Annotated in this window: 18 protein-coding genes and 1 other annotated feature; of the genes, 2 read left to right on the top strand and 16 right to left on the bottom strand. The window is 53.1% G+C overall.

From position 1 onward, the window contains the following. The first annotated feature begins 442 nt into the window (after positions 1-442). Entirely contained in the window at positions 443-3,118 is a 2,676-nt protein-coding gene (locus tag FRY98_RS10040) for a YhgE/Pip domain-containing protein (protein ID WP_148451620.1), read from the top strand. A 71-nt stretch (positions 3,119-3,189) separates the two neighbouring features. Here FRY98_RS10040 and FRY98_RS10035 read toward each other — a convergent pair whose 3' ends face one another. The 3 genes from FRY98_RS10035 to lspA form a co-directional block, all read right to left on the bottom strand. Then, entirely contained in the window at positions 3,190-4,443 is a 1,254-nt protein-coding gene (locus FRY98_RS10035) for an LL-diaminopimelate aminotransferase (RefSeq protein ID WP_148451619.1), read from the bottom strand. Between the two features lie 187 nt (positions 4,444-4,630). After that, positions 4,631-5,581 (bottom strand): RluA family pseudouridine synthase, encoded by a 951-nt coding sequence (locus FRY98_RS10030; RefSeq protein ID WP_148451618.1) that lies wholly within the window; start codon positions 5,579-5,581, stop codon positions 4,631-4,633. Continuing rightward, positions 5,578-6,078 carry a signal peptidase II gene (gene lspA / locus FRY98_RS10025; RefSeq protein ID WP_148451617.1) on the bottom strand — a complete coding sequence of 167 codons (501 nt, stop codon included), beginning with the start codon at positions 6,076-6,078 and terminating at the stop codon, positions 5,578-5,580. The genes FRY98_RS10030 and lspA overlap by 4 nt, the downstream gene beginning before the upstream one ends. Positions 6,079-6,294: 216 nt before the next feature. On the opposite strand from lspA, the gene FRY98_RS10020 reads away from it, so the two are divergent. After that, positions 6,295-7,032, top strand: coding sequence for a TraR/DksA C4-type zinc finger protein (locus FRY98_RS10020; RefSeq protein WP_148451616.1), 738 nt, complete (start codon positions 6,295-6,297; stop codon positions 7,030-7,032). Here FRY98_RS10020 and FRY98_RS10015 read toward each other — a convergent pair. The 13 genes from FRY98_RS10015 to ftsZ all read right to left on the bottom strand — a co-directional run bounded on the left by FRY98_RS10015 (position 7,019) and on the right by ftsZ (position 19,465). After that, positions 7,019-7,321: a DUF5665 domain-containing protein gene (locus FRY98_RS10015; RefSeq protein ID WP_211373292.1), complete on the bottom strand. Its 303-nt coding sequence runs from the start codon at positions 7,319-7,321 to the stop codon at positions 7,019-7,021. The two genes, FRY98_RS10020 and FRY98_RS10015, sit on opposite strands and share 14 nt — an antisense overlap. 244 nt (positions 7,322-7,565) lie before the next feature. After that, on the bottom strand, positions 7,566-10,661 hold the full coding sequence (ileS, locus tag FRY98_RS10010) for an isoleucine--tRNA ligase (RefSeq protein WP_148451614.1): 3,096 nt from the start codon (positions 10,659-10,661) through the stop codon (positions 7,566-7,568). 59 nt (positions 10,662-10,720) lie between these two features. Further along, positions 10,721-10,994: a binding site (T-box leader), on the bottom strand. Between the two features lie 78 nt (positions 10,995-11,072). Continuing rightward, positions 11,073-11,588, bottom strand: a complete 516-nt coding sequence (locus FRY98_RS10005; RefSeq protein ID WP_148451613.1) for a DivIVA domain-containing protein — start codon at positions 11,586-11,588, stop codon at positions 11,073-11,075. Between the two features lie 101 nt (positions 11,589-11,689). After that, positions 11,690-12,472 (bottom strand): YlmH family RNA-binding protein, encoded by a 783-nt coding sequence (locus tag FRY98_RS10000; protein ID WP_148451612.1) that lies wholly within the window; start codon positions 12,470-12,472, stop codon positions 11,690-11,692. Between the two features lie 8 nt (positions 12,473-12,480). Then, positions 12,481-12,759, bottom strand: coding sequence for a YggT family protein (locus FRY98_RS09995; protein ID WP_225038956.1), 279 nt, complete (start codon positions 12,757-12,759; stop codon positions 12,481-12,483). Positions 12,760-12,766: 7 nt separating this feature from the next. After that, positions 12,767-13,216 (bottom strand): cell division protein SepF, encoded by a 450-nt coding sequence (locus FRY98_RS09990; RefSeq protein ID WP_148451611.1) that lies wholly within the window; start codon positions 13,214-13,216, stop codon positions 12,767-12,769. Further along, positions 13,216-13,908: a YggS family pyridoxal phosphate-dependent enzyme gene (locus FRY98_RS09985; protein WP_148451610.1), complete on the bottom strand. Its 693-nt coding sequence runs from the start codon at positions 13,906-13,908 to the stop codon at positions 13,216-13,218. Before FRY98_RS09985 ends, FRY98_RS09990 begins: the two co-directional genes overlap by 1 nt. Positions 13,909-13,914: 6 nt before the next feature. Continuing rightward, a complete protein-coding gene (gene pgeF / locus FRY98_RS09980) occupies positions 13,915-14,766 on the bottom strand; it encodes a peptidoglycan editing factor PgeF (RefSeq protein ID WP_170287089.1) in 852 nt (283 codons plus the stop codon). A gap of 103 nt (positions 14,767-14,869) precedes the next feature. Beyond that, a complete protein-coding gene (locus tag FRY98_RS09975; RefSeq protein ID WP_148451608.1) occupies positions 14,870-15,205 on the bottom strand; it encodes a YlmC/YmxH family sporulation protein in 336 nt (111 codons plus the stop codon). Between the two features lie 148 nt (positions 15,206-15,353). Continuing rightward, entirely contained in the window at positions 15,354-16,136 is a 783-nt protein-coding gene (gene sigG, locus FRY98_RS09970) for an RNA polymerase sporulation sigma factor SigG (RefSeq protein ID WP_148451607.1), read from the bottom strand. A gap of 94 nt (positions 16,137-16,230) precedes the next feature. Then, entirely contained in the window at positions 16,231-16,953 is a 723-nt protein-coding gene (sigE, locus tag FRY98_RS09965; protein ID WP_148451606.1) for an RNA polymerase sporulation sigma factor SigE, read from the bottom strand. Between the two features lie 57 nt (positions 16,954-17,010). Further along, positions 17,011-18,021, bottom strand: coding sequence for a sigma-E processing peptidase SpoIIGA (gene spoIIGA, locus FRY98_RS09960; RefSeq protein WP_148451605.1), 1,011 nt, complete (start codon positions 18,019-18,021; stop codon positions 17,011-17,013). Between the two features lie 328 nt (positions 18,022-18,349). Then, entirely contained in the window at positions 18,350-19,465 is a 1,116-nt protein-coding gene (ftsZ, locus tag FRY98_RS09955; RefSeq protein WP_148451604.1) for a cell division protein FtsZ, read from the bottom strand. Between the last annotated feature and the right edge of the window lie 4 nt (positions 19,466-19,469).

Here is a 19,469-nt window from a genome sequence, read left to right as displayed (position 1 = left end):
TGCATCGTCATATTATTGCCGCAGCAATAAACGATGGATCTTCACGTTACCTTGCCAGTCTCACGGGACTGATTTAAAGGTGCTATTCATGTCGGTCATATCGCAGTGCCTCACGGGGCACTTTGGTTCAATATGTCCGTTTGTCTCCATGAATTATGACAGAAAGACATCCCCCTGTCAACACCTCACCTTCGCAGGCGAAAAGATTCTGCTGCGTTTCTTTTTATTCAGCAGCCCGGATAAAAAAGATCCATTTCCAGCATAGCTCATTTGTTATTTATAATTATACATTAATCCTGCATAATTATCCATAGTAAATGTAAAACCGGCTTCTTTAAATCCTTTACTTTCTTATATTAATACAGACTCTACAAGTATGATGAATGAAATCCGATATAACAGGGTAAGAAAAACGTGTGATCATATTCATGAGGAGGAAAATATGCGCAACATTTGGCACATTTACAAAACGGACTGGCTTCACATTCTTAAGGTGCCAACGGGCATATTTCTGATTGCGGCCATTATTCTGCTTCCCGGAGTTTACGACTGGGTTAACATCAAATCCGTTTGGGACCCTTACAGCAACACCCAGGGAATCAAAATCGCAGTCACTTCCGAGGACCAGGGGACAACCGTAATTGGCAAAACGATCAATATCGGAGACGAGCTGATCTCCAGCCTGAAGCAAAACCATAAATTGGGATGGGTTTTCGTGGATCGGGCTGAGGCCGCACGGGGTGTGCAGACGGGTAAATATTACGCCAGTCTGTTGATTCCGGGCGATTTTTCGTCCAAAATAACAGGCATCGTGGAAGGTAAGCTCGAGCGCCCACAGGTGGTATATTCGGTGAATCAAAAAGTGAATGCCATCGCGCCCAAAATTACGGGCTCGGGGGTATCCGCGGTGACGACCCAAATCAACGAAAACTTCACGGAGGCGGTCAGCGATGCCGTTCTGACCAAGCTCAAGGAAGCCGGGTTCGAAATCAACGCACAGCTTCCGACGCTGCGCAAAATGGAAAACGGAATTTTCACCTTGGAAAAAAACCTTCCCCAAATTCAAAATCTGGGCCAAAAAATCATTGAAGTGGACCAGGCGATGCCCGGCATCGTTCAGGAAGCGCAAAAAATCGTGGAAATTGAGCAAAGGCTGCCCGAAATCGACGAAGCCGCGCAAAACATCCTTAAAGTGCAGCAGCATTGGCCGCAGATTGAATCCGCCGCTTCGGAGGTATTGAAGATCCAGGAACGGATCCCCGAGCTTCAAAAGGCTGTCGGATTTATTCAGGACGTGGACCGGCATTTTGGCGAAGTAGCGGAAGTGATCCAGGCGGCTCTGGATCAATCCGATAAAGCGCTGAACATCGTTTCCGCAGCCGAGCAGAATCTGGACAACGTATCCCGGATCGCGGAAGAAGGGAAGCAACTGACGGAAGGGGTTACCCGCTTCATCGCTTCCAGCGAGGAGGCATTCCAGCAAATCGGCCCATCCATCAGGCAGAATCTGCTGCTCGTACAGCAGATTACCGATGCCGCCGGGGATGTGTTGGAACGATTACATAATACCGACTTGAGCAAGCTGCCTACTCCTGATGAACTGGACCGGATTGCTTCCCGTCTGGGTATCGCGGTACGTATCGTGGACAGTATGGCGGAGCTGCTTGGCAAAATCAACGACTTCCTGCCTTCTCACCCGCTGGGAAACAAGGTTTCCAAGCTGAACGACCTATCGGATAAGCTGCAACTGCAAATCCGCCTGGTTGGAATCGTCAGCGATGCCATGCGCCGCAATGCCACTCCACCCGAAGACGTGATCGCCCGGCTGCACGGACTGTCCCGGGAAATCAGCAGCGGAATCAGCAATGTGCTGAGCACTTATGACAGCGTGATCGCCCCTGCGCTTGCCGAAGGTGCCGCTCACTTAAAATCGATGCTTGCCGTTTCTTCAACGGCTCTCCAAGCCGCCCAAGACGCCATACCGGATGTTGCCGACATTCTCGCAACGGCCAAAAACGGCATAATGCTCGGTCGGGGCGAATTGACGAAGCTGCAAGGCGATCTGCCGCAAATTCAGGACAAAGTTCACGATATCTCGCAGATTTTGCAGGACAAAAGCAGCGCTTTTATTCAGGCGCTGAATACGGTGGCGCCGTTGATCCGCACTGATCTGCCCAAGGTCAAGGACAAACTGGATGAAGTTTCAAATTTTGTCAAGAGTGATCTGCCCCATGCGGAACAACAGATTGGCAAAGCCTCCGATTTTGTGCAACATCAGCTTCCCGAGGTACAAAAAGGGGTAACACGCGTAGCCGACCTGGTACGCAGCGATCTGCCCGAATTGGAGAGTGCGATCCGGAAGGCAGCGGCCAAACTTAGGGAAGTGGAGAATGACAACCATTTTGCAGAGCTTGCACGGCTGCTGCGGGGCGACATTGAAGCCGAGAGCGCTTTTCTTGCCAGTCCGGTACAAATCAAAGAGAACCAGCTGTATCCTATTCCAAATTACGGCTCGGCCATGTCACCGTTTTACGGTGTATTGTCCCTCTGGGTTGGCTCTACCCTGCTCATCTCCCTGCTTCGTGCCGAAGCTGAAAATCCGAATGGGAGTTTTCGCCCATACCAGCTGTATCTTGGGCGACTCGCTACTTTTCTGACGATCGGATTGCTACAGGCTGTCTGCGTTACGCTCGGGGATATCTGGATCCTTGGAACGTACGTCGCGGACAAAATATGGTTTGTAGTGTTCGCCATGCTGGTAAGTGCCGTATTCGTCACGATCACGTACACGCTGCTCTCCGTGTTTGGCAATATCGGCAAAGGCATCGCGATTATTTTCATGGTGTTCCAGTTTTCCAGCTCGGGAGGAACGTTCCCGATCAGCATGACTCCGCCTTTCTTTCAGGCACTGAATCCGTTCATGCCATTTACCTACGCCATCAGTTTGCTGCGTGAATCAGTTGGGGGCATTTTATGGGAAACCACGCTCAAGGATGTGGTGTGTCTCTGCATTTTCATCGTGCTTAGTTTGCTTATCGCCCTGGCGCTCAAACGCCCGCTCAGCAGCCTGACCAAGCGTTCCGCCGAAAATGCCAAGAAGACCAAAATTATCGCTTGACCAGAATTCGGCGAACGCCAAAAAAGAGACCGTCTCCGGTCTCTTTTTTGGTTTATAGCTATATACGATCATTAAAATTCAAATGGCACATCGCCAAGACGGCGCTTGATTTCCCCGATGACCCGTTCTTCCTCGGCCGGCCCGTTAGCCGCAAAGGTTACCGAAAACCGGACGTAACAGCCCGCGTCATCCCAAGGCACCGTGGAGATCAGTTTTTCGCGGATCAGGTATTGCGAGAAATCCTCGGCCGTAGCAAAGGAAGGTCCGCCTTGGACACCTTTTGGCGCCTTCACGTACAAGAAGAACGAACCCTGCGGCTTTTTGGCTTTGAAGCCCAGCTCATTCAGCGCGCCGACCAGCATATCGTGACGGCGGGAATATTTCATCGCAATTTTCTCGGTAATTTCCGGGTGCGCCAGGCCGTAGGCGGCCGCTTTTTGGATGGCGATGAACTGCCCGGAGTCGTTATTGTCCTTCACGTCGCTGAACGCTTTGACAATGAGCGGATTGCCGACGACAAACCCGATTCTCCAGCCCGTCATGTTATACGATTTGGACAGGGAGTGCAATTCGACCCCGACGTCCTTGGCCCCCGGTACGGACAGGAAACTGAGCGGCTTCAAACCGTCATAAGTGAGAGCGGCATAGGGGGCATCGTGAACAACGACGACCTCATACTTCCGGGCCCATTCCACAACTTCCGCAAAAAATGCCGCCGTTGCGCTGGCTCCCGTCGGATTGTTCGGATAATTCAAATAAAGCAGCTTCGCTTTCCGCGCCACCTCTTCCGGGATCGAGGCCAAATCCGGCAGGAAATGATTCTCCTCCGTTAGCGGTATGGTGTAAACCTCCCCGCCCAAGTATTTCGTATGCGTCCCCAGAATCGGATAACCCGGCACCGTCATAATCGTGATGTCCCCGGGATTGATAAAGCAGGACGGCAGCATGGCCAGGGCGGGTTTAGACCCGATGGAATGCACGATTTCCGTAGCCGGATCGATGCCATCCACGCCGAATACGGCCTTGAGATAGGCAGCCGCCGCTTCCTTGAATTCGGAGATCCCGTTATCCGCGTAACCGCGGTTTTCCGGTTTGGCCGCTTCCTCGGCCAGCTTCGCCACAATGCCGCTGTCCGCCATTTCGTCCGGCTCGCCTACCCCCATATCGATCAGCTCGACATCGGGAAAATCCTTCTTCGCCGCCGCTTTCGCCCGTTTGATTTTTTCAAATTTATAAATGGCCGTGTCTTTGCCGTAATTCGCACCGCCGATCCGGTTCGCAAATTGCTGTTGGATGTATGTTTCCTGATAGGTTTCAACGCTCATGAAAAGTCCATCTCCTTCTCGAAATCTCCCTTTAAATATGCGGGAATTGTTCCTTTTAGAGAATGGATTAATCACCTGATCGTTTGTACTTTTCAACCTAGCCGCGAGGGTCGAGTGAGCTTATCTGACATAAAAAAGCACCTGCCGTTCCAACCCGCGAAGGTGAAAACAAGAGATGCTCTATCCTCTATCGATTACGCAGCGAATGAAGCAGGTCCTCCATATCTTGCGGAAGCGGAGCCTGGAATTCCAGGTATTCCCCGCTTGATGGATGTACAAATCCAAGGACCGCGGCATGCAGGGCTTGGCCGTCCATTCTGATCCCCTTGCTGCGCCCGTATAGCGGATCGCCGACTAACGGGTGGCCGATAAACTTCATATGGACCCGGATTTGGTGGGTGCGTCCCGTCTCCAGCTTCAATTCCAACAACGTATAGTCGCCAAACCGTTCCGTCACCTGAAAATGCGTAACGGCGGGTTTGCTGTTGCGTTCGATCACCGTATACATTTTGCGGTCATGCGGGTCGCGTCCGATCGGCGCGTCCACCGTTCCTTGATCATGAGCCAAATTTCCGTGCACCAGAGCAAAGTATTTGCGGGTGACCGAATGCTCCTTCAACTGAGCGGCCAGCGACGCATGGGCCTTATCGTTTTTGGCGGCCATCAAGAGGCCCGAAGTATCTTTATCGATCCGATGTACGATCCCGGGTCTCAATTCTCCATTGATGCCGGAAAGATCTTTACAATGGTACATCAATGCGTTAACCAATGTTCCCGAGGCATGGCCCGGTGCCGGATGAACCACCATTCCCCGCTTCTTATTGACCACGATGACGTCGCTGTCCTCGTAATATACCTCCAGAGGTATATCCTCCGGAACAATCTCGGTCGCTTCCGCTTCGGGGATCCGCAGTACAATGAGGTCGCCCGCAGCGATTTTATAATTCGCCTTGACCGGGGACCCGTTTACGGTAAGATTCCCGTCTTCGATCCACAATTGGATCTGACTGCGGGAAGTATCCTCGCCCATTTGGGCCTTTACGTATTTGTCTATCCGGTCTTTGGCGGACTCGGCATCCGCCGTCCATTCCAGCACACTTTCATCATCCATATCCATCTGCGGCATTTCTTCCGTCATACTTGTCCCTTCTCCTCATGGTTGTTCTCGGCTAGCTGACGTTTTTCCCGGCGCATCTCCAGGATAGAATCGAGTACGATCATGGCTACGCCGATGACGATGCAGGAGTCCGCCACATTGAAAATCGGAAATGTATAAGTACCGAAGTTAAACTGCAGAAAATCGACGACCTCTCCGGCAACCGCACGGTCCAGAAAATTGCCGACGGCGCCGCCCAGAACGAGCGAGAGCGCGGTAGGCAGCAGTTTGTTGTTCGAGGATTTGACCTTGTTCAAATACCAAATAATCCCGGCCACCACAATAACCGTGATGGTAACGAAGAACCAGCGCTTTCCTTCCAATATGCCGAAGGCGGCTCCGGTATTCCGATGGGACGTAATCAGGAAGAAATTGCCGATCACCGGAATCTGATCGCCGATCTTCAGGTTGACCGCAATTAAATATTTCGTTCCCTGATCGATTAAAAACAGGATAAAAGCAAGCAAAAAATAGATCACGCGGATAGTCACCTCGTTTTTTCGTTGGCTGCCGACTGAAGTTTCAGGGCAGAATGTACCACATTCAGGACTTGTATATTGTAGCACAGGCGGAATTCCCCCGTCCATGAGCGATAGGATTTTCCTTAGGTAAAACGTCACGCTTCTGCGCAAAATACCTGTACGTTCTTATTCCCCATGCTTTGTCTTATGGAACTACGGAAAGGAGATCAGGCCATGTCTCATTTGACATCACAGCAGTTGGCTGAACTGAAATCGGACCTGGAAGCCGCCCGGGAGGACGCCTATCACCGGTTGGTCGAGAAAGATCATTATAATCTTCGCGGCTCGCTGCGGGATAATACCAGTGAGTTGTCCCCGATCGACAACCATCCCGCCGATGTCGGAACGGAAATGTTCGAACGCGGTAAAGATTTGGCGCTGAACGAGCATAATGAACAGCTGCTGCATCGGATTGAAGACGCCTTGGACCGCATGGCCGAAGGGCGTTACGGCTACTGTCAAACCTGCGGCGAACCGATCAGCTTCGAACGGTTGAAGGCGGTGCCCGAAACGGCCTATTGCCAAAAAGACAGCCCCCAGTCGTTCGTATCCGCCGCCCGTCCGGTGGAGGAACTGTTTCTCGCCCCGCCGTTCGGGCGCACCAGTCTCGACGAGCACAGCGACCAGAACGGATTTGACGGGGAAGACGCCTGGCAGATCGTGGAGAGCTTCGGAACATCCAATTCGCCCGCATTGGCCGAAGACAACGAAATCGACGAATACAATGACATGGAAATCGAAGCGTCGGAAGAGCTGGACGGCTTTGTCGAGCCGTATGAATCGTTTGTCGCAACCGATATTTACGGCGAGAACGTCGTGTTCTACCGCAACGGCGTTTACCGCAAGCATATGCAGGCCACCGAACATTTGGAGAGCGAGGATTCGCTCGGAACCGGGTCTAATAGGTATTGAGCTCCAACTGCCTTTGCACGATCCGAACGATATCCGCGATATAATCGCCGATGATCGGGAGGTTGAGCGCCCCCAGCACCTGAAGAATATAAATGATCGTGGCTGCAAAAAAAGTAAACCCGATCGCAATCCCGACCCCGCGTGCCGTTCCGGACAACAGATTCAGCAGGATAAGGCGCCATGGCCGGTTCAACAGCTCGGTGTATTCGGCAATTTTGGACTTTTCAAGTTGTCTGGCCCATTGGAGCGTCAACCGATACATGGCGCCGATCTGTTCATCGGGGGGCATTCCGTGAACGGTTCCGCTCTTCTCCGGAGCAGCGGCCGTCTGGGGCCGCCCTTCTCTTTTTGCCTTACGACGCTTCATACGCACCCCCGGGCAAAATGAAACGAGCCAAGACGGGTTTCTTTCTGGAAATTAAGAAAGCTACCCACCCAAGCTCGTTTCTTCTTGGTTACTCTTAGTATGGCCGCCGGACGGCGGCCTCATACTTTTCCTGAAGCCCGCTCCTGTCCAAGCTTTATTTCAACACTTAATCTTGAATGAAAACCCCGATCTTTTTGTTTCCCAAGTCGATGGTTTCGCCTCTTCCGTTCAAGCTTTCAAAGGACACGTCCGTGATCAGGACATTATCCCTCAGCACGTTTTCGAAAGCCTGAATGGCCGCTTTAAGCTCCTCATCCACTTCCAGGGCCAAATGTACTCTTTTTTCAATCGGCAAATCGAGTTTCTTACGCGTATCCTGAACGGCACGCACCACTTCGCGCACCCAGCCTTCTTGGGCAAGCTCCGGCGTAATGTCCGTGTTCAGCGCCACGGTAAGCCCGTATCCCGAAGCGGAGGCGAAACCGGCTTTCGCCTGTTTCTCGACCAGCAGTTCCTCCACGGCTACATGCAGTTCTTCACCTTCAGGGGAAACGACGTCCACCCCGCCGGTCTCCACGATTTTGCGGGTCTCCTCCGCCGGCAGCCCTTTAAGGAAGCCTTGCAGAAAACCGACGTTTTTGCCGTATTTCTTCCCGGCTACCTTGAGATTCAGCTTCAGCGTAAAGTCGACGAATCCGCTGTCGCTCGACTCGATTTCAATCGCCTTCACGTTGATCTCGTCCTTGATGATTTCCTCGTATTCGGAAACCGCAAACTCCCGGTCCATCGACACGATGAGACTAGAGAGCGGCTGGCGCGTTTTGATGCCCGTTTCGTTACGAACGTTGCGAGCCAGCTCGACGATTTGCCGCGCGCTTTCCATATCCGCCTCCAAAGCCTTGTCGATCAAAGCTTCGTCCGCCCTCGGATAATCCGCCAAATGCACGCTTTCTCCGCCGCCCAGATTCGTGAAGATATCTTCGGACAGCATCGGCGTGAACGGAGCCATCAGCTTGGACAGCGTTAACAGCACATGCACCAGGGTTTGATAGGCCGAAATCTTATCCTCGCCAAGCCCGCTGCCCCAGAAACGGTCGCGTGAACGGCGGATGTACCAGTTGCTGAGTTCATCGATAAAGCCTTCGATCGCTCGCGAGGTGTTGACGAAGTCGTTGACCGCCAGCCCTTTATCAACCGTTCCGATCAAGCTGTTAAGCCGGGACAGAATCCAGCGGTCCAGCTTGTTCTCGGATGGACGGAACGCATGCTCTTCCGGTTTGTAGCCGTCGATGCTCGCATACAGAGTCAAAAACGCGTGCGTATTGACCAAGGTATCGACCACCTTGGATTTCGCTTCCGCTACGATCCCCTTGGAGAAGCGTTTGCTGTTCCAAGGGGCGCTATCGGAAAGCAGCGCCCAACGGAACGCGTCGGTACCGAATTCGTTGATGATGTCCCAAGGGTCGATAACGTTGCCTTTGGATTTGGACATTTTTTGGCCGTTCTCATCCAGTACATGTCCGGTGGCGATAACGGCTTTGTATGGGGCTTTGCCCGTAAACAGCGTCGAAACGGCCAGCAGGCTGTAAAACCAGCCGCGGGTCTGGTCGATCCCCTCGCAAATCATATCCGCAGGGAATTGCTCTTCAAACGTTTTTTCGTTCTCGAACGGGTAATGGTGCTGCGCGAACGGCATCGAGCCGCTGTCGAACCATACGTCGATCACTTCGCTCGTCCGCTCCATCACTCCGCCTTCACAGTGGGGACAATTCACGCGGACTTCATCCACATAAGGTTTGTGCAGTTCCAAGTCTTCACCGACTTCGCCGATCGCTTTAGCCCGCAGTTCGGCAATGCTGTGCGGCGCGAACTGACCTCCGCAGTCCTTGCACACCCATACGTTCAGCGGAGTGCCCCAATAGCGGTTCCGGCTGATATTCCAGTCCACCAGCTCTTCCAGGAACTTGCCGAAACGTCCTTCACGAACGTGTCCCGGGTACCAGGTTACCGAATTATTATTGGCGATCAGTTGGTCTTTCACCGCCGTCGTCGCGATAAACCAGCTGTCCATCGCGTAATACAGCAGCGGCGACTTACACCGCCAGCAGAACGGGTAACTGTGCTCGTATTTCTCTTTGCTGTACAGCAGCCCTTTTTCCGAGAGGGTCTTTACGATATCCAGGTCGCAGTCTTTGACGAAACGGCCGGCAAAATCGGTGACGGTCTCCGTGTAACGGCCTTGCCCATCCACCACGCTGACGAAGCTGACGCCGTTCTCCCGGCATGTCCGGTAATCGTCTTCCCCGTGGGCCGGTGCCATGTGCACGATCCCCGTTCCGCTCGCATCGGTGACGAACGAAGCGCCGACGATGACGTTCACCTTCTCCGCCTGGATATAGCTGAATGGGGAGGCATAGGTTTTGCCGACCAACTCGGAACCCTTCAGGGTGGATTCAACGCTGTAGTCGCCCTTCATCACCTTCTCCACCAAATTCTTGGCGACGATGTACACACCGTCCTCCTGCTTCACTCTGGCATATTCCATGTCCGGATTAACCGCCAGCGCTACGTGGGCAGGCAGCGTCCAAGGCGTGGTCGTCCAAGCCAGCACATACTCTCCCGTTTCATCAAGCTTGAACTTCGCGGTCGCACTCAAATCCTTAACATCTTCATACCCCTGCGCCACTTCATGTGAACTGAGGGAAGTCTGACAGCACGGACAGTAGGGGCTGACCCGGTGCCCTTTGTACAGCAGCCCCTTGTCATGAATCGTAGCCAGGATGTTCCACACGCTTTCGATATACTTGTTATCCAGCGTAATGTATGGATCGTCGAGATCCGTCCAATAGGCGATCGCCTCGGTAAATTCCCGCCACTGCTTCTCATAGCCGAAAACGCTCGCTTTACATTTTTTAACGAACGCTTCGATTCCGTAATTCTCGATCTCCTGCTTTCCGGAGATGCCCAGCTCTTTCTCCACGCCGAGCTCTACCGGAAGACCGTGGGTATCCCAACCGGCTTTCCGGACGACGCGATACCCTTTCATCGTCTGATAACGGCCGACGAAGTCCTTGATCACCCGGCCGAGCACATGCCCGATATGCGGCATGCCGTTGGCTGTCGGAGGTCCTTCAAAAAATACGTAATTCGGCCGCCCTTCCCGGTTTTCAATACTGCGTTTAAATGTGTTCTCGCTGCTCCATTTGTTCAGCATCCGCAAATCCCGGGTCCGGGCTTGCTCTTTGACGTCGACTTTTTTCATGACTTTCTTCGACTTCCTTTCTCTTCAAATCTAAAGTGAAACAAAAAAAGCCCCGCCCCAAAAGGGACGAGACTTATCGCTCGCGTTACCACCCTTGTTTCACACGGCAGGGTCGATTTAATCCCGTACGTGTGACACTTTGATCCCATACGCTTCATATGGGGCCGGTGTAACGGCCGGCGGCCGGCATAGCTTACGCTTTCCGCTCGGGAAATTCAGCCAGGCTTCTCCGGGAGGATCTTCCGTCAGCGTCTTGGACATTGGCTTTCAGCGAAGGTGCCAACTCTCTGGGGAACAAAATCGCCGCGTACTGCTTCCCATCATCGAATCACATGTAAGACCGGCGGCTGCCAGTCATGTATCATAATATTTATAACTTATGACCGCAGGCTATGTCAACCCGGGCTTGATTTAATAAATTTCTTTGACCTCGCGGCTCTGCTCTGGTTCGAAGGAGCGATCCCGGGTGCTGTCCAGCGATTCCCAGCCTTCCTGGCTGAGCAAATCCAGCTGCGCCTCCACCAGCGTGCGGAACCGCGCTCTGTAAATCGAAGCCTGCTTCTTCAGCTCCTCGACTTCCATGGCGATCTTGCGCGATTTGGCCAGCGATTCGTTAACGATCCGGTCCGCATTCTTCTCGGCTTCCTTCACGATCAATTGCGCTTCCTTCTTCGCGTTGTTCTTCACTTCGTCCGCCGCTTCCTGAGCCACGATAATCGTCTTGCTGAGCGTCTCCTCGATATTGGCGAAATGATCCAATTTCTCCTGGAGCGCAAGCAGCTGATTATGAAGTTCTTTATTCTCCCGGATCACGATTTCGTAATCCTTGATGACCTGATCAAGGAATTCATTGACTTCATCTTCATCATAGCCGCGCAAGCGCCTAGAGAACTCCTTGTTATGTATATCCAGCGGGGTTAATGGCATGATCCGCACCTCCTAATGTATTCGAACCTTCCCTTGCGGGAAGCCGCTTCTCAATCGTAGGTAGTAAATTCGACAGGAATTGCCGAACTCCTGCAAAGCCTTCACACAAATTTACCGACTTTAACGCGGAGTCTCCCACTTTTTGTCACGCCCCCGCATTCCAATACCTTGAAGCGCCCGAACCCTTGAAGCGCTACAACGTCGCCTTCTTTGAGCAGTTTCGAGGGATCCTCCTCCGTTCTCCAGTTTACCCGGCAACGCCCGGCCTTAATCGGCACCATGATTTTGCTGCGGCTAAGTCTGTAAACGTCGCTGACGATTCCGTCCAAACGTAAAGAAGCCACCGTAAGGTCCAGCGGCTCCAGCTCGGGTTCACACGTCTTCAGGGCATCCAGATCCAATATATCGGTCATAACGCTTACACGATGCACCTGATGCAAATTCATGCTCAGAAACGGTGCGATCTCCTCCGCCACGATCACATGACAGCCGTCTTCGCGTACATGGATATCGCCGATTTTATCCCGCTTGAGCCCGAGTCCCAGAATCGCCCCCAGATAATCCCCGTGCTGTAAAGTCGACAGCTTCTGATCCTGGGACGAGATAGAGAGCACCTTCATTCCCATATCTTCGCTATCCAGATCCCGGTAGTCCGGTCCGATCAGCGCGCGTCTCCGCTCCGCTTCGCCGTACCCGCCGTCCAATCGTAATCCGGCGTCCGGATGGCGGTTCACGAGCGTCTGCAAAATATAGCTTTGCCGCGGGTCCAGGAAGTCGCTCAGCTTGACTTCATGATAATCCCCGGCATGGACAACCCACTCCCACGCCCGATCGACAAAAGGGCGTTCTTCCGGTTTAAAATGTGCGTAGATGTCGGTCCGCATAGCTTAGATCACCCGACAAAGATATAATTCAGCACGCTGATCAAACCGAAGGCCGCCAGCCTGAGCACGAACAAAGCGATGATCGGCGAAAAATCGATCATCCCCATCAGCGGAGGGATAAACCTCCGAAACGGAGCCAAATACGGCTCGACCAGCTTCCCCAGAAGCTCGCCGATGAAGCTCTCCCGGATGTTAGGCACCCAAGACATCAAAATGTAAACGAGCACCATATAGAAATAAATTTGATACAGAAGCAGTACTATGCTCTCAATTGTATGGCTCCCCAAGCTGCCTTCACCTCATTCTGTTGTAATCTAAATCCTCGGTCAGGATCTCCGTAATCGACCCCTGAATTTCCACCGTGTCCGGTGTGCAGAGAAAGATGTTCGCGCCGATTTTGGAGATGCTGCCGCTTAGGGCGTAAATCGTCCCGCTCAGAAAATCGATGATTCGCATCGCCTGGTCGTTGCGAACCCGCTGCAAATTCACGACAACGCTGCGATGGGACCGCAGGTGATCGGCGATTTCCTGCGCCTCGTCATAAGATCGCGGTTCATAGAGGATGACCTTGACGTTCTTCTGCGAATGAATGCTTACCACATTGCTTCCCCTTGGCGTCTTGCGAGGTTCGAAGCTCGGAGGTTCGTATTCCGGCTCATCCTGCCCGCGCACCGTTTCGCGCTCCACGATTTCTTCCTCTTCCTGCAGGCCCAAAAAGTTCATGAACCGATTCATAACTCCCATTAAGTCTCCTCCCCTTTCCCAACTAAAAGAGTACCGAGGCGTACCCAGGTCGCCCCTTCTTCGACCGCCACTTCAAAATCGCCCGACATCCCCATGGACAATTCGCTGATCGGCTCCTTCCAGGCACCGCTTGCGTTCAGTCGATCCCTCAGCTCCCGCAACCCTTGAAAAACGGGCCGGGTAAGCTCGGGATCTTCCACCTCCGGCGCCATCGTCATCAGTCCGATCACTTTAAGATGGCTTAACTCCCTGATCTCGCGAAGAAAATGTTCCGCCTCTTCCGGCTTGACCCCCTGTTTGGACGCCTCGCCCGAGACATTCACCTGCAGGAAGGTTTTGACCTCGACCCCCGCCGCCGCTGCCCGCTTGTCCAGCTCCAGGGCCAGCGACAACCGGTCCAGTGAATGGATATATTCAAACTTCCCGACAATCTCCTTAACCTTTCTGCTCTGAAGATGGCCGATAAAATGCCATATCCCCCGCCCGCCTAGCTCTTCCCATTTCGGCACCGCCACCCCGGGGCGGTTCTCCCCCAAATGTTGAATACCGGCATCCAGTACCGCGCGTGTCTTGGCGCTTGACACATATTTGGTTACGGCGATGACTCGGACCTCTTCGGCATTTCTGCCGCTGCGTTTGCAGGCCGCGACGATCCTTTCGTTGACATGCTGTATCGCTTCCTGAAGAGACAAGAAGGATCACCTCTCTTTCAAACCAACCCAGCTTGCCATTCTTCCGGTGACTCCCCCATCTTTGCGATAGGAGAAGAACAACTCGTTCCGGCAGCTTGTACACCAACTTGTACATTCGATATGCGTCGGCAATATTCCTGCTTTTATCATAATAATTCGATTCATTTCTTTCAAGTTCAGCATGGTTCGGCCTTCCTGGGCGGAGGAGGCTGAAATCCGGCCCTCGCCGTCCGGCTCCCCAATCGCCGCTAAAGCCTCCCTGACTTTCGCCATGACCCGCTCATCCACTTCGTAACAGCAACCTCCGATACTGGGGCCGATGGCGGTACGGATGTCGCTTCGGGAGCTCCCGAACTGCTGCTCCATAGTGTCGATAACGGACTCGGCGATTCGGGCAACCGTCCCTTTCCACCCCGCGTGTGCCAAGCCGACGACTCGGCGAACCGGATCCATAAAATAAAGCGGCACACAATCGGCGTAAAAAGAAGTCAGCAATAGCTCCGGTTCATTGGTGACCAGTCCGTCCGTATGCTGAAAGGCGCTCTCCCGGTTCAAATATCCTTTTCCCCGGTCCTTCGCCCTTACGACCGCAACGTTGCTTTCGTGAACCTGCTCTCCGCAGGTCCACGCCTCAGGCTCAAATCCCAGCGCTTCGGCCAGCCGACGGCGGTTGGCCACGACCACCTCCGCCTCATCTCCGACATGAAGCGCGAGATTTAAACTATCGTACGGAGCTCGGCCAACCCCGCCGGAACGTCCCGTAAACCCTGCGGTCAGTCCCGGCATGAGATTTTCCCACGCTTTAAGTTCATAGCGTTCAGGCTCGTTTGCTATAGGATTTCTAATAAACGGCTCCATCATCCATCTCCCCCTGATGTATTGCGCATCATCCAAAAGCCCAAGCGCACTTGCATCGCTTTAGGGCGCTGTTACCAGTGTACCATAAAGAGACGGCCTTCGTTCACCCGCGCCGTTCGGCCCTGCCGTCCCGGTCGATATACACCGTGGTCTCGTAGGGTGTCGGTGTCCGCGATTCCCGCAGCTCCTCCATCTTTACGAGTACGACGTCGGAGCCGATTTTCACGATGTTTTTCCATGGAATAATCAAATCGCCGCCGCTGCCGAACAATCCGAGAAACTTGGTGCTGGCCGGGACGACGATCGCTTCGATGAGCCCCTGCCTCAAATCCAGCTCGAGGTCGCTGATATGTCCGAGACGTTTGCCGTCCACGACATTGATCACATCCTTCGTTTGAAAATCCGAGATTTTCATGCTTGCCCTGACCACATTATTCATCCGCTTCGCCCCCCAAGCGCCCGTTCTTTCCTGTCTTCTTTTACTATATGATTCATCCCCCCAAAACATTAAACCGCCTGAACCGTTTCGGCAAATAAAAAAGGTCCCTATAAAAGGGACCGCATAAAATCGGGCTGCATCAGCGGACTTACGATTTTACATGTTTCTGCATTTGCAAAATGGCGGCTTTCTCCAAACGCGATACCTGGGCTTGAGAGATGCCGATCTCATCGGCGACCTCCATCTGGGTTTTGCCTTCGAAAAAGCGCATCGACAGAATCATCTTCTCCCGGCGCCCCAGCCGTTGCATCGCCTCTCTTAGAGCGATTTCTTCAATCCAGGAAACGTCCTTATTCTTGTCGTCGCTGATCTGATCCATGACATAGATCGGGTCCCCCCCGTCATGGTAAATCGGTTCAAACAGCGAGACGGGGTCCTGGATCGCGTCCAAGGCAAAAACGACGTCCTCCTTCGGCAGGCCCAGCGCCTCCGAAATTTCAAAAATCGTCGGCTCGCGGGAATTTTTGTTCGTCAGATTATCGCGCATCTGCAGTGCCTTGTAGGCGATATCCCTTAAACTGCGGGAGACGCGGATCGGGTTGTTATCGCGCAAATACCGGCGAATTTCCCCGATAATCATCGGCACCGCATAGGTCGAAAATTTGACGTTCTGCGATAAATCGAAATTATCGATAGCTTTCATGAGTCCGATGCAGCCTACTTGGAACAAGTCGTCTACATACTCCCCCCGATTGTTGAAACGCTGGATGACACTCAGTACGAGTCTGAGGTTGCCATTCACTAACTTTTCTCTGGCTGATCTTACGTGGTCCTGCTGCAAAGAGTGGAACAATTCACGCATTTCCGCATTGGTTAGAACGGGCAATTTTGCGGTGTCGACGCCGCAAATCTCGACTTTGTTTCGGGTCATCAAGTCTTTACCTCCCAAGGAGAAACATTAATGATCATTATCTCCTCGGGCTGTATTTTTATTCCTGAACCTGTCCCCTTTGGGGAAGCGGCATCTACACCATTTTGTTGAACTCCTTGCGCAAACGCTTAATAATTCGCTTTTCCAGCCTCGAGATGTACGATTGCGAAATCCCAAGGAGATCGGCCACATCCTTTTGGGTTTTTTCGTCCCCGTCCACCAATCCGAAGCGCAATTCCATGATCATCCGTTCCCGCTCGCTCAGCTTGTCGAGCGCCTTGTGCAGCAGCTTTCGGTCGACCTGCTCTTCAATATTGCGGTAAATCGTATCGTTCTCCGTCCCCAGCACATCGGACAGCAGAAGCTCGTTTCCGTCCCAATCGATATTGAGCGGCTCGTCAAAAGACACCTCCGTCCGTATTTTGCTGTTGCGGCGCAGATACATCAAAATTTCATTTTCGATACAGCGGGAGGCATACGTCGCCAATTTGATTTTCTTCTCGGGATCAAACGTGTTGACCGCCTTGATCAACCCGATCGTACCGATGGAAACCAGATCCTCGATATTGATGCCCGTATTCTCGAACTTTCTGGCGATATAAACGACCAGTCTGAGATTCCGTTCGATCAGCATGGCCCGGATCGCGGAATCGCCGGTCGAGAGCTTCTGGAGCAAATATTCTTCTTCCTCGCGCGTCAATGGAGGCGGCAGCGCTTCACTCCCGCCGATATAATAGATTTCTTCGCTTTTTAGTCCAAATAAAAATAACAGACGATAGTACTGCAATTGCAGCATCAGCTTCCACTTTACACGCATGGCTTTCTTCCTCCCACTATTACGTTCCCGTTTTTCCGCTAGGCATATCGCCCGGGTTTATCCGCTTTTTGCATATCCGTTGAACGGGGGCCCCGCCGCTCCCGACGGACTCGCCGTTTCCGTCCCCTTGCTGCTCCCGCTTTCCGCCGAATCCTCGATCAATGCCGGATGAATGATCGCTTGAAATCGGCCTTCCGCCGACAAACTCCCTCCGTCCAGCCCCACAAGCACACGGGAGGTGATAAATTCCCCGCCGTCCTTCCGGACAGCCACTTCATCCGGCTTTAGGGCCAGCATAAACTGCGATCCCTTGTTGACGCCGCGAAACGGGACCAAACGCAGCCGATCCCGCCAAGGAAAGGATTCGTCCTCCGTCCATTTCACGATAAGGTTGTCCGCCTGGTTCCCGCGCCCTTCCCCGCCCTCCAAATCCGGCAGAAAGTCCTTCCACAAGGAGGCCTCCATGACCATGACCGGCAGCCGGCTGAGCGGATCGGTCAATTGATTGCCCGTATCGATCAGTCCCGTGCAGTTAACCACCGCGTCTCCGATGCGAACCTGAATATCCGCCAGATAGGAGGTCATCATTTCCTGCCGTCTTCGGGTAGAGACGACCCCTTTGAACCAGAACAAAACGATAGCAAACAGGACCAGCGTAAACACCGCTCCGACCTGAAGCGAAAATCCGAGCCCGCCTGACGCCGAATACCAAATCCCGTTCCATATCTCGCCTGAGCTTTGCAAAAGATAATGAATGCCTATAATTCCGCCGGCTGCCGCAAAATTCACCATGTAAAACGCTCCCAGATTCCGTAAATAATGCTGTAAACCGCCAAAACCGAAAGCGATCCAGAGCATGACGACGGAAAACAAAAATTTGACGAGGAACGTAAACAAAAACGACAATGCCGGAAGAAACATCATCACCACATAGGACGCCCCAACCACGGCCGACAAACCCAGGCGCCAGTAAACCACCTTTCGTTTTCTCAACCAGGCGGTCACCGCAAGCAGTGCGGCATCGATCAGCAGGTTCATTAAAAAAATCAAATCGATATAAACGACCATACATTCCTCACCTGCCCGCTTCGGCTCTTAAAATCTAGCGCCTATTGACGTGGAGATGCTTATCAGTATAAAGAGTTCCCTATGTAAAGTCTGTCTAAAATTGAAAGCGGAGGCCCACTAATTTTGTCGTGCCGTAGTTTTTCCTGCGAATCCCTGCGAATCCCTGCGATCCCTTCGAATCTCCGCCATCCGCTTGCTGCATCAACCTGCGTACTTGGATCATGGCGTTTTTCCGGTTAAAGCGGACCTGGGCATCGGTTCATTCCAGCTAAAAAAGACCTTGTCCTGGCAACAGGACAAGGTCTTCGGGGAAGACTTGCGATAAATGTTATTCGTTATTGTTGCGACGATTGCGAAGGAAGGTAGGGATATCCAACTGGTCTCCGCTAGGCTGATTCCCGAAGGGTCTCAGCGTGGAGGACGTAGCACGGTGATCCTGTGGCTCCGAAACGCCCGCCGCAGGTTTGCGGCCCGGTATCATCGGCGGCGCTTTGTGTTCAAAGCCGGTCGCGATGACCGTCACCTTGATGTCGTCCTTCATGTTCTCGTCAATGATCGCTCCGAAAATCATATTCACCTCGGGATCGGAAGCCGAAATGACGATTTCCGCGGCTTCATTGACTTCATAAAGCGAAAGGTTCGCGCCGCCGGTAATGTTCATGATTACACCGCGAGCTCCCTCGATCGAGGTTTCCAAGAGCGGGCTCATAATCGCCTTGCGCGCCGCTTCCGCCGCACGGTTCTCGCCGTTGGCAAGACCGATCCCCATCAACGCGGAGCCGCGTTCGGTCATGATCGTCTTTACGTCGGCAAAGTCAAGGTTGATCAAGCCGGGAACGGCGATCAGGTCGGAGATGCCTTGAACGGCCTGACGCAGCACGTTATCCGCCTCACGGAACGCCTCCAGCATCGGCGTTTTCTTATCCACAATTTCAAGCAGGCGGTCGTTCGGAATGACGATCAGCGTATCGACTTTTTCTTTCAGCGCTTCAATTCCCATATCGGCTTGCGAGGAACGCTTGCGCCCCTCAAAGGTAAACGGACGGGTTACGACTCCAACGGTAAGCGCACCGCATTCCCGAGCGATCTCCGCGATGACCGGAGCTGCCCCCGTGCCGGTTCCGCCGCCCATTCCCGCGGTAACGAACACCATGTCGGCGCCTTTCAGCGTGTTTGCGATCAAATCCCGTGATTCTTCCGCCGCTTTCTTGCCGACTTCCGGGTTCGCGCCGGCACCAAGTCCGCGGGTCAGTTTATCGCCGATTTGCAGTTTATGCTCAGACTTGGCCAAATGCAGAGCCTGGGCATCCGTATTCACCGTAATGAATTCTACGCCCTGAACTCCGTTCTCGATCATCCGGTTGACGGCATTGCTTCCGCCGCCGCCGCATCCGATGACTTTTATTTGAGCCAAGCTCTCCATTTCAAAATCAAATTCCAACATACTA

Source organism: Paenibacillus faecis (assembly GCF_008084145.1).
GTDB classification, from domain to species: domain Bacteria; phylum Bacillota; class Bacilli; order Paenibacillales; family Paenibacillaceae; genus Fontibacillus; species Fontibacillus faecis.
This window is presented reverse-complemented; position numbering and strand designations above follow the sequence as displayed.